Below are 10,583 nucleotides of genomic sequence, written 5' to 3'. Positions count from 1 at the left end.
ACCATGACCGCATCAGGCTGAAACTCAATGGCCTGAGCCCTGTCAGCTACAGGACTCAGGCCACTGGCTAAAACTGTCCAACTTTTCGGGGGCAGTCCATACCTGTGGGAGCAACTGTCTTGTTCAAATTCCAAAAGTTGGCGCGATTCCCTGTGGGAGCGGCCTTGTGTCGCGAAAGGGGTGCGAAGCGCCCTCAGGATCTTCGCATCACCACAGCATTGCCGGGGCCGCTTTGCGGCGGGCACGCCCGCTCTCATAGAACAACACATAACTCATTGATTTAGCGTGGCTCTGTGGGAGCGGGCGCGCCCGCGAACACCGGCGGAGCCGGTGCCAGGCACCGCGTTGGATTCTTCGCGGGCACGCCCGCTCCCACACGATACGCGGAACGCTTGCGCACTGAGTTCTCTGCGCGACAGCGCAGCCCAAAGGGCTGGGCTCATGGCCGGGATATGAGGTGCTAATAGCCGGTCATCTCCAGATACCCTCGCCCACCCGCACTCCCGGTCAAGCGCACTGGCCCCTCCCAGTACGGGAACCGCGTCTCCATCCAGGCGTGCGACTCCACAGCCTCGACTTGCACATCCACGCCATGCCCCGGCACCTGCACCCGCCATCGCGTCGGCACCTGCTTGCCGTTCTTCTGCCGGGCCCAGGCCAGCGCCTGCAGCTGGATCTGCGCACCCTGCAGTGCCACCACCTCACCCTGCGGGCCGACCCAGGTACCGGCGCGATACGCCTCCCCCTGCACTTCGCGCACCTGGAATAGCATCAGCCTGGCGCCACTGTCCAGGTGCAAGGAAAACCAGTCCCAACCCGTCTGCCCGGCAGCCAGCGGCTGGCTGCTCCATTCCCGGTCCAGCCAGGCCTGGCCGGTGACTGCAATGCACTGGCCGTCACGCTGCACTTCCCCACTCACCCGATAGAACGGCTGACTGTAATAGTACGAAGCCTGCCCCTTGCCGGACTTCTCGCTGTAGCCCTGGTCCCCGTGCAGCACCAAGGGCCGATCGCTGTGCAGTTGCAGGTCATAGCGAAAGCCGTCACCACCGGCAACCATTTGCAGATGCTCGATGCCACTGCTGCCCTGCAACGACCAGTCATTGATCCACGCCCGGAATGGTTGGGCCTGCACGCCAGCCTGGCCGATACCCCCACGCGCCAGGGTTTCGCCAGACCGATGCCCCCCGGGGCCGGTCAACGCCGCGTGCCCCATCCACAGGTTCGGGCTGTTCCAGCCGGCAGTCTCGGGGCCTGGGCGCAGGGCCGAGCGAAACAGCGTCCACTGCGCACCCCAGTCCCGCCCCTGGAGGTCCTGAAGGTTGGCGGTGACATACCACCATTCGATGCGAAAGCCATCGTGGGCCCCGTGGTCACGCGGAAACTCCAGGCGATGGCCGCGGCTTACCTGGCTGAATTCACCCGCCTGCTGCCCGAGCCCGGCATAGCTCTGCTCGGCGGGCTGGTCACAGCCGCCCAGCAACCCACACAGCAACAGCCAGGCGCTACGTTTCATCGGCAAACGGCCTCAACAGTTCACGCGGCTGGCGACGCGCCAGCTGCCACAGTGGCCAGGCGCTGGCCAACAGGCTGGTAAGCATGCCCAGCACGGCCAGGTGCAGCAGTTGCGCAGGGAACACGTAGAGCGGCAAACGCCAGCCGAATGCCTGCACGTTCACCACCGCGACCAGGCACCAGGCCAGCAGGATGCCCAGCGGAATCGCCAGCAGCACGGTAAGGCTGCTCAGCAACAGTGTCTGCCCAAGGCTCAGCCACACCAGATGCGTGCGCCGCACACCCAGTGCCCACAGCGGCGCCAACTGGCCCAGGCGGGTCTGGCCCAGGGTCAGCAGGTTGATGAACAGCGCCACGCCTGCCACGCCAAGGGTGAGGCTGTTGAGCGCGGCGGTGGCGGCGAAGGTGCGGTTGAACACGTCGGTCGACCAGCGTTTGAGACGCGCCTGCTCGACCACGCGGCTGTCGTCCAGGGCGAAGCGCTGTTGCAATGCGGCCTCGAGCGCCGACACCTGGTCGCCCAACAGATCGACACTCAACCCGGTCAGGGTTGCCTGTGGCCAATGCCCGCGCAGCCAGCCGGCATTGACCAGCATGTGCCCTTTGGGGTTGCCGTAATCGGCATAGATGCCCACAACGCTCAGGGCTGGCGAAGTGTCTGCGGGCAGCCTCAGGCGATCGCCCAGCTGCAGCTTCAGTCGCCTGGCCAGCTGTTCACTGAGCATCACGGCCTGCCCGGCGGCCAGTTGTTGCCAGGCCTGCTTTTGCTGCGCCAGCAATGGCCAGCGAGTGCGATAGACGGGATGATCGACGATGCCCTGGACCTGCACCGGCCAGCCCTGCAGCTGTGTTTCCACACGCCAGCCGGGCAATACAACATCCACCGAAGGTTGCTGCCCGAGCCACTCGGCTATCTGCGAGCCCTGGGCGGTGTCCCTTGGCGTGACATACAGGTCGGCGGACAGGCGCAGGTCAAGCCAGCCGACAAAGGTCTTGCGAAAGCCCTCGGTCATGCTGCCCACCCCGACACTGGCCGCCAGCGCCAGCAACAGTGCCATCAACGCCAGGCTCAGGGCCGGCAATTGCTGGCGGCTGTCGGCGACGAACCATTGCGCCAAAGGCCGCCGGCAATGGCGCGCCAGCCAGGCCAGCACCCGGTCGAGCAAGGCCGGCAGCAGCAGCGCCGCCGCCAGCAGCAAGCCTGCCAGCAGGCCGAACGCGCTGGGCAGGCTGTCGCCCAGCACGCCACAGCCCAGGGCCAGCAAAAGCAACAGGCCGGCCACCATGGCCTGGCGCCGCAACCAAGGCCCCTGGGCCAACCGCCACGCCTGAGGTTGCGCCAGCGCCAGCAACGGCAAGCGCGCCGCACGCAACACACTGCCCAAACCCGCCAGCAGCGCCCCCAGCACGCTCACCAGCACGCCCATCAGCCACCACCCGGCGGGCAGGCTCAGCGCCCCGGCGACCTGGGCGCCATACAGGCCGCGCAAGCTGGCGGCCACATCGGGCAGCAACCACGCGGCCAGCCCGTAACCACTGGCCACGCCGGCCAGGCCGCCCAGCACCGCGAACAGCCCCAGCTCCAGCACCAAGGCGCACAGCAGGGTTTGCAGGCTGATGCCACAGGCGCGCAGGTTGCGAATCAGGCCGCGCCACTGTTCCAGTGCCAAACCGATTGCGGCATGGGCAATGAACAGGCCGACGACAAACGCCAGCAGGCCAAGGGCGGTCAGGTTGAGGTGGAAACTGTCGGTCAGCCGCTGCAAGCCGCCATCGTCCTGTCGGGGTTGCAGCTCAAGGTAAGGCGCGATATCCGCCGGCAATGGCCCCGGCGTGGCAGCCACCAGCAAGCGCGACAACTGCCCGGGTGCATGCAGCAGCGCCTGGGCGTGGCCGATATCGACCACGATCACCCCTGGGGCCAGCGCTGGCTGTAGAACCAACGGCGGCAGCAGCTGCCCTTCGCTGTCGCGTGCTGAGGCCCCGGGGCCTGCATGCAGCTGGCGCAAGGTGTCCGGCCCGACCCAGGCTTGCCCGGGCTTGCCGACAAAGGCCTGCAGATCGAACGTTCCGGGCTGCACACCGGCGATGCTGCTGGCCGGCGGCAGGCTCAACGGCTCGATGCCGATCAACCGCACGCTGCGCGCCGGCTCACCAGCAAAGCGCAAGCGCCCTTCCAGTACCGGCGTCACCGCCCAGCCCAGCCTGCGCAACTGCACGTACAGTGCCTGGTCGAAGCGCTCACCACGGCGCGGCACCAGTTGCGCCTGCAACGGCCCGGCCAGTACCGCGCTGGCCCGGGCATAGTCGCTGCGTGCCTGGCTGTTCAGCGCCTGCACGCCGGTCCACAGCGCCGTGGCCAGCCACAGGCCGGTGAAGATGCTGAAAAACTGCACGCGATGGCGCCGCCAGTGGCTGAGCAGCGCCAGCAGGGCCAGCGATAGAAGTCTCATCCGCCCTGCTCGGGCCGCACGCGGCCGGCCTGCAGGTAACAACGCTGCTGCAAGCGCGCCGCCAGCCGCGGGCTGTGGGTCACCATCAGCACCCCACTGCCAGCCTCGGCGACCAGTTGCAACAGCAGGCTCAACACCTCATCGCTGCTGGTTTCATCGAGGCTGCCGGTGGGTTCGTCGGCCAGCAACCAGGCCGGGCGCCCGGCCAGGGCGCGGCCGATGGCAACCCGCTGTTGCTGGCCGCCAGACAATTGCTCCGGGTAACGCGCCAGCAAATCCGCCAGCCCCAGGCGCTGCGCCAGGTAGGCCAGCCAATCGGGATCATGCCGACTGGCCAGCCGAGCCTGGAACGCAAGATTGGCCCCCACGTCCAGGCTGCTGATCAGGTTGTACTGCTGGAACACCAGGCCTATGTCCTCCCGCCGCCACAACGCCAGCGACGCCTCGGAACGGCTGTCGAGCGGGGTGTCGTCGATCAGGATGCGGCCACTGTCGGCACGGTCCAGGCCGGCCACCAGGTGCAGCAAGGTGCTCTTGCCGCTGCCCGACTCGCCCATCAGCGCCAGACTGCTGCCGCGCGCCAGGCGCAGGTCGACACCCTGCAGCACGGGGAGCGGGCCCTGGGGGGTGGGGAATGATTTGTGCAGTTGCTCGATGACCAGCATCGACGGGCCTTGGTGGGTTCAGGTGTTTTCTTAGGAATAGCAGGTTCATCGCGGCGTGGGTGTGCTCCTGGACTAGACGTGCATCGTGCCATCGGCAAATTCCATCACCGTACCGTCGCCATGAACAAATCTTCATTTTGTCGGCAAGCCCCTGATTGCGGACATGACAGCCATCTTCGCGCCTGCAGCCGCAGGCCTTCACCTTGAGGGGGCTCACTACCTTGCGTAGCATCACCGCCCCCCGGGGCCGATGCGCGGCCCATTCGCGGGCACGCCCGCTCCCACAGGCGCGTGCCCACTGCGCTCACACCTCACCCAGCCACACCATCAGCAGACAGAAACCCGATGCCGCAACCCATACCTCTCAAGGACCACGAAAAGGAAAAGCACCTGGTCAACCGCCGGCTTCTGGCCTGCGCCGCCCTGGTCTTCAGCCTGGTCGCCGTCCTGGTGGGCCGGCTCTATGTGCTGCAGGTGCTGCAACACGACCAGCAGACCGCCGTATCGGAAAACAACCGCGTGCACGTGCTGCCCATCGCCCCTGAGCGCGGGCTGATCTACGACCGCAACGGCGTGGTGCTGGCCGACAACAAGCCCAGCTTCGACCTGACCATGACCCGCGAGCGGGCCGGCGGCGACACGGCCAAGGTGCTCGACACCCTGGCCCAGGTGCTGAGCCTGACCGACGACGACCGCAAGCAGTTCGACAAGGACCTGCGCCGTGGCCGCAAGCCGTTCGAGCCGGTGACCCTGATGGTCGGCCTGAGCGAGGAGCAGATCGCCCTGGTGGCGGTGAACCAGTTCCGCCTGCCAGGCCTGGAGGTGGAACCACAGTTCATCCGCGAGTACCCGCTGGCAGAGCATTTCGCCCACTCGGTGGGCTATGTGGGGCGCATCAACGAGAAAGAGGCCAAGACCCTCGACAGCACCGAATACCGGGGCACCCAGTCGATCGGCAAGACCGGCATCGAGCACTTCTACGAAAGCCAGCTGCACGGTCATGTGGGCTACGAGGAGGTCGAGACCAACGCCCAGGGCCGGGTGATGCGTGTGCTCAACCACAAGGCCCCGACCCCGGGCCAGGACATCGTCCTGACCCTGGACGCCCACCTGCAACTGGCCGCGGAAAAGGCCCTGGGCGACCGCCGTGGCTCGGTGGTGGTGCTCGACCCGGCCAATGGCGACGTGCTGGCGATGGTCAGCAACCCCAGCTTCGACCCCAACCTGTTCGTCAAGGGCATCAGCTTCAAACAGTACGCCGCCCTGCGCGATTCCATCGACCGCCCGCTGTTCAACCGCGTACTGCGCGGCCTGTATGCGCCCGGTTCGACGGTGAAGCCGGAGGTGGCCATCGCCGGCCTCGACAGCGGCGTGATCACCCCGGGCAGCCGGGTGTTCGACCCGGGCTATTACGAGCTGCCCAACTACGACCACAAGTACCGCAACTGGAACCGCAGCGGCGATGGCTGGGTGGATATGTACACCGCCATCATGCGTTCCAACGACACCTACTTCTATGACCTGGCGCACAAGCTGGGCATCGACCGCCTGCACGACTACATGGCCGAGTTCGGCCTGGGCCAGAAGGTGTCGCTGGACATGTTCGAGGAAGCGTCCGGGCTGATGCCGTCGGCCGAGTGGAAGCGCGCCACCCGGCGCCAGGCCTGGTTCCCGGGCGAGACGCTGATCCTGGGCATCGGCCAGGGCTACATGCAGGTCACCCCGCTGCAGCTGGCCCAGGCCACCAGCCTGCTGGCGAGCAAGGGCGTGTGGCACCGCCCGCACCTGGCCATGACCGTGGGTGGCGATGCGCCGGTAGACCCCAACCCGATGCCCAATATCGTGCTGCACGACAGGCACGCCTGGGACCAGGTCAGCCAGGGCATGCAGATGGTCATGCACGACCCGCGCGGCATCGCCCGCGCTGCCGCGGCCGGTGCGCAATACCGGATTGCCGGCAAGAGCGGCACCGCGCAGGTGGTGGCGATCAAGCAGGGCGAACGCTACAACCGCGACAAGACCCTGGAGCGGCACCGCGACAATGCCCTGTTCGTCGGCTTTGCCCCGGCTGATCACCCGAGTGTGGTGGTGGCGGTGATGATCGAGAATGGTGAAGCCGGCGGGCGGGTGGCAGGGCCGGTGGTGCGGGAGGTGATGGATGCATATCTGCTGGATGAGCAGGGGCATCTGAAGCCGGAGTATGCGGGTGGGGTAGTGCCTCGCAGCGTGCCGCACACTTGAGGCTTCTGGGGCCGCTTCGCAGCCCTTTCGCGACGCAAGGCCGCTCCCACAAGTTCAGTGTTGTGTCACAGGCAGCGCAAATCCTGTGGGAGCGGCCTTGTGTCGCGATGGGGCGCGAAGCGGCCCCAGCACATCAAAATCAAAATAGGGAATAAGAATATAAAATCTTATTCCTTTTTTATCATTCCGTAATCCTCTATAAATCCCCCAACTGCACAGCCGCCAACACCCGGCCAACTGTCTGCAGCGCAACACACGATCAACAGGCAACGCCCACACGGCAACAACGCCGCAACCATCAGAAATGCGCTAACCAGTTGAAATAAAAGCACATTCAAACTCGGCACGACGATTGCTCAAGCAAAGTCCCCCGCTCAACCAGAACCGGAGACCTGCCCATGAGCACCCCACTGAACGTCGTAGCCCTGTCCGGGGGCACTGCCCGCCCTTCGCGCACCCTGGCCCTGACCGAGGCGATCCTCGCCGAACTGGCCCAGCACCTGCACATCAAGCCGCACCTGATCGAACTGGGCGAGATCGCCCGCCCGCTGGGCAGCGCCCTGTGGCGCAGCGAACTGCCCGAGGCAGTCGAACAGCAACTGCGCCTGGTGGAAAAAGCCGACCTGCTGGTGGTGACCACGCCGGTGTACCGCGGCAGCTTCACCGGCCACTTCAAGCACCTGTTCGACCTGATCGGCCAGGACGCCCTGGTCGACACCCCGGTGCTGCTCGCCGCCACCGGCGGCAGCGAGCGCCACGCGCTGGTGCTCGACCACCAGCTGCGCCCACTGTTCAGCTTCCTGCAAGCCCTGACCCTGCCCATCGGCGTGTTCGCCAGCCAGGCGGAAATGGCCGACTACCGGGTGTCCAGCGCAGCCCTTGCCGCCCGTATCCGCCTGGCCGCAGAGCGCGCCGTGCCGCTGTTCGGCGCCCATCATGCGCTGCGCAAGAGCGCCTGAGGAGCGGCCATGAATGCACCTGTGAACACCCCCCGGCGCCCTGCCCTGGCCATCGCCCGCGAACTGGCCGGGCAGTTTGCCCTAACCGCCGTCGAGCGCGACGAGCGCGGCGGCACGCCAAAAGCCGAACGCGACGCCCTGCGTGACAGCGGCCTGCTGTCGCTGGTGATCCCGCAGGCCTTCGGCGGCCAGGGCGCCAACTGGCACGACACCTTCGCGGTGGTGCGCGAGTTCGCCCGGGTCGACAGCTCCATCGCCCACGTGTTCGGCTTCCATCACCTGATGCTGGCCACCGTGCGCCTGTTCTCGCGCCCGGACCAATGGCAACCGTGGTTCGAGCAGACCGCCCGCAAGCAGTGGTTCTGGGGCAATGCCCTGAACCCGCTGGACACCCGCACCGTGGTCAAGCACTTCGATGGCTGGTGCGAGTTTTCCGGCAAGAAAAGCTTCTGCTCAGGCGCCAGCGATTCGGAAATGCTCATCGCCTCGGCGGTGGACGAACGTGCCGGCGGCAAGCTGCTGATCGCCGCCATCCCCAGTGGCCGCACCGGCATCAGCCTGCACAGTGACTGGGACAACATCGGCCAGCGCCAGACCGACAGCGGCAGCGCCACCTTCGAGCGGGTACGGGTGGAGCACAACGAGCTGCTGCTCGACCCAGGCCCTCTGAGCACGCCGTTCGCCGCCCTGCGCCCGCTGATTGCCCAGTTGCACTTCGCCAACCTGTTCCTCGGCATCGCCGAGGGGGCGTTCGAGGAAGCCCGCCAGTACACGCTCAAGGAAAGCCGGCCGTGGTTCCGCTCCAGCGCCGCCAGCAGCGCCGAAGACCCATACGTGCTGCGCCATTACGGCGAGTTCTGGGTCGGCCTGGAGAGCGTGCGCCTGCTGATCGAACGGGCCGCACGCCAGCTCGATGCCGCCTGGGCCAGGGAGCACGCCCTCACGGCGCAAGAGCGCGGCGACCTGGCCCTGGCCATCGGCACCGCCAAGGTTGCCGCCAGCCGCCATGGCCTGGACATCTGCAACCGCCTGTTCGAGGTCACCGGCGCCCGCGCCACCCATGCTTCGCTGCGCTTCGACCGGCACTGGCGCAACCTGCGCACGCAAACCCTGCACGACCCGGTGGACTACCGCATCCACGAACTCGGCGAGTGGGCCCTCAACGACAAGCGCCCTGCCCCATCCTTCTATTCCTGAGGATTGCCCATGCAACTGCTGACCCTCCCCCCGTCCCCGACACTGGCCACCTCGATCCGGGCCACCGCACAGGTTTTCGAAGACCCCAGGTCGCAGGCGCTGCTCGCCCACCTGCAACAGGTCGCCCCCAGCGAGGCCAGCGTGCTGATCATCGGCGAAACCGGCACGGGCAAGGAGCTGGTCGCACGCCACATCCATAACCTCAGCGGCCGGCGCAACGGCCCGTTCGTCGCGGTCAACTGTGGTGCCTTTTCCGAATCGCTGGTCGAGGCGGAGCTGTTCGGCCATGAAAAAGGCGCCTTCACCGGTGCCCTGGCGGCCAAGGCCGGCTGGTTCGAGGAAGCCAATGGCGGCACGCTGTTCCTCGACGAAATCGGCGACCTGCCGTTGCCGATCCAGGTCAAGCTGCTGCGCGTGCTGCAGGAGCGCGAAGTGGTGCGGCTGGGGTCGCGCAAGAGCATCCCGATCAATGTGCGGGTACTGGCGGCGACCAACGTGCAGCTGGAAAAGGCCATTAACGCCGGGCATTTTCGCGAAGACCTGTACTACCGGCTGAACGTGGTGACCTTGCAGTTGCACCCGTTGCGCGACCGCCCGGGTGACATCCTGCCGCTGGCCCGGCACTTCATCCGCAGCTACAGCGACCGGCTGGGCTACGGGCCGGTGGAGTTGAGCGCCAAGGCCCAGGCCAAGCTGGTGGAATACAGTTGGCCGGGCAACATCCGCGAGCTGGAGAACGTGATTCACCACAGCTTGCTGACCTGTGGCGACGGTACGGTGCAGGCGCAAGACCTGCGCTTGTCCAACCTGCGTATCGAACGGCAGGAGGAAGAGCCTGCGGGCAATGGTGTTGAGGATCTGCTGCAGCGGGCGTTCAGCCGCTTGTACGAAGAGCAGTCGGGTGACCTGTACGAGAAGGTGGAAAATGCCCTGCTGCGGTCGGCGTATCGGTTCTGCCATTACAACCAGGTGCATACCGCGCAGTTGCTGGGGTTGTCGCGCAACATCACCCGTACCCGGCTGATTGCGATCGGCGAGTTGGTGGTGAACAAGCGGCGGGGGCAGGAGCAGCAGGTGCTGGATAACCGGGTGGTGCGGTTGTCGATCTGAATGGTGTATGGCCTGTTCGGGCCTCTTCGCGGGCACGCCCGCTCCCACAGGTGCTGCGCCAACCTTGAAAGCGGCGCGATACCTGTGGGAGCGGGCGTGCCCGCGAAGAGGCCGGCACAGGCACCCAAATTGCTAGTTCCGGTCGCCTCCGCGATCATCCCCAACATCATGGTCAGCCCCATCATCAGCGCCATGCCCTACACCGTGGGGCTCGCCCACGTCGTGATTCGCTTCGTGATTCGCCTCATGGTTGGCTTCGTGATTGGCTTCATGATTTGCTTCGTGGTTGGCCTCGTGGTCGGCGCCATCATCAGCACCATTGCGCCCGCGACCATCATGCCCTGGGCCGCCATGCCCACCACTATCGCCACTGTGTCCGCTGCCACTGCCGCCGTGGCCACCACCCGAGCCACCGCCGCCGCTACCACCACCTCAACCGCCAT

7 protein-coding genes and 1 pseudogene are annotated in these 10,583 nt (G+C 66.4%); 5 read left to right on the top strand and 3 right to left on the bottom strand.

Annotated elements, in window-relative coordinates; all coding sequences use genetic code 11:
- Positions 1–460 precede the first annotated feature (460 nt).
- From CAG34_RS27160 to CAG34_RS27150, 3 genes are read right to left on the bottom strand one after another with little or no spacing between them, the layout of a single operon-like run.
- Positions 461–1,516: a lipocalin-like domain-containing protein gene (locus CAG34_RS27160; protein ID WP_085593493.1), complete on the bottom strand. Its 1,056-nt coding sequence runs from the start codon at positions 1,514–1,516 to the stop codon at positions 461–463.
- Positions 1,506–3,968: an ABC transporter permease gene (locus CAG34_RS27155; RefSeq protein ID WP_085593491.1), complete on the bottom strand. Its 2,463-nt coding sequence runs from the start codon at positions 3,966–3,968 to the stop codon at positions 1,506–1,508. Before CAG34_RS27155 ends, CAG34_RS27160 begins: the two co-directional genes overlap by 11 nt.
- Positions 3,965–4,633 (bottom strand): ABC transporter ATP-binding protein, encoded by a 669-nt coding sequence (locus CAG34_RS27150; RefSeq protein WP_085593489.1) that lies wholly within the window; start codon positions 4,631–4,633, stop codon positions 3,965–3,967. The genes CAG34_RS27155 and CAG34_RS27150 overlap by 4 nt, the downstream gene beginning before the upstream one ends.
- A 345-nt stretch (positions 4,634–4,978) precedes the next feature.
- Between CAG34_RS27150 and mrdA the strand changes: the two genes are divergently transcribed.
- The 5 genes and pseudogenes from mrdA to CAG34_RS28930 all read left to right on the top strand — a co-directional run.
- Positions 4,979–6,874: a penicillin-binding protein 2 gene (mrdA, locus tag CAG34_RS27145; protein WP_025338725.1), complete on the top strand. Its 1,896-nt coding sequence runs from the start codon at positions 4,979–4,981 to the stop codon at positions 6,872–6,874.
- A gap of 398 nt (positions 6,875–7,272) precedes the next feature.
- Complete coding sequence (gene msuE, locus CAG34_RS27140) at positions 7,273–7,833, top strand: FMN reductase (protein ID WP_025338724.1); 561 nt, start codon at positions 7,273–7,275, stop codon at positions 7,831–7,833.
- Between the two features lie 9 nt (positions 7,834–7,842).
- Positions 7,843–9,030, top strand: a complete 1,188-nt coding sequence (locus tag CAG34_RS27135) for an acyl-CoA dehydrogenase family protein (RefSeq protein WP_085593487.1) — start codon at positions 7,843–7,845, stop codon at positions 9,028–9,030.
- Positions 9,031–9,039: 9 nt separating this feature from the next.
- Positions 9,040–10,140 (top strand): sigma54-dependent transcriptional activator SfnR, encoded by a 1,101-nt coding sequence (sfnR, locus tag CAG34_RS27130; RefSeq protein ID WP_085593485.1) that lies wholly within the window; start codon positions 9,040–9,042, stop codon positions 10,138–10,140.
- Between the two features lie 129 nt (positions 10,141–10,269).
- Positions 10,270–10,583, top strand: a pseudogene (locus tag CAG34_RS28930) (hypothetical protein); the annotation flags it as partial.

Source organism: Pseudomonas sp. B14(2017), assembly GCF_002113255.1.
Classification (GTDB): domain Bacteria; phylum Pseudomonadota; class Gammaproteobacteria; order Pseudomonadales; family Pseudomonadaceae; genus Aquipseudomonas; species Aquipseudomonas putida_Z.
The sequence above is the reverse complement of the archived record's forward strand: the minus strand, read 5'-3'. Positions and strand labels throughout refer to the sequence as shown.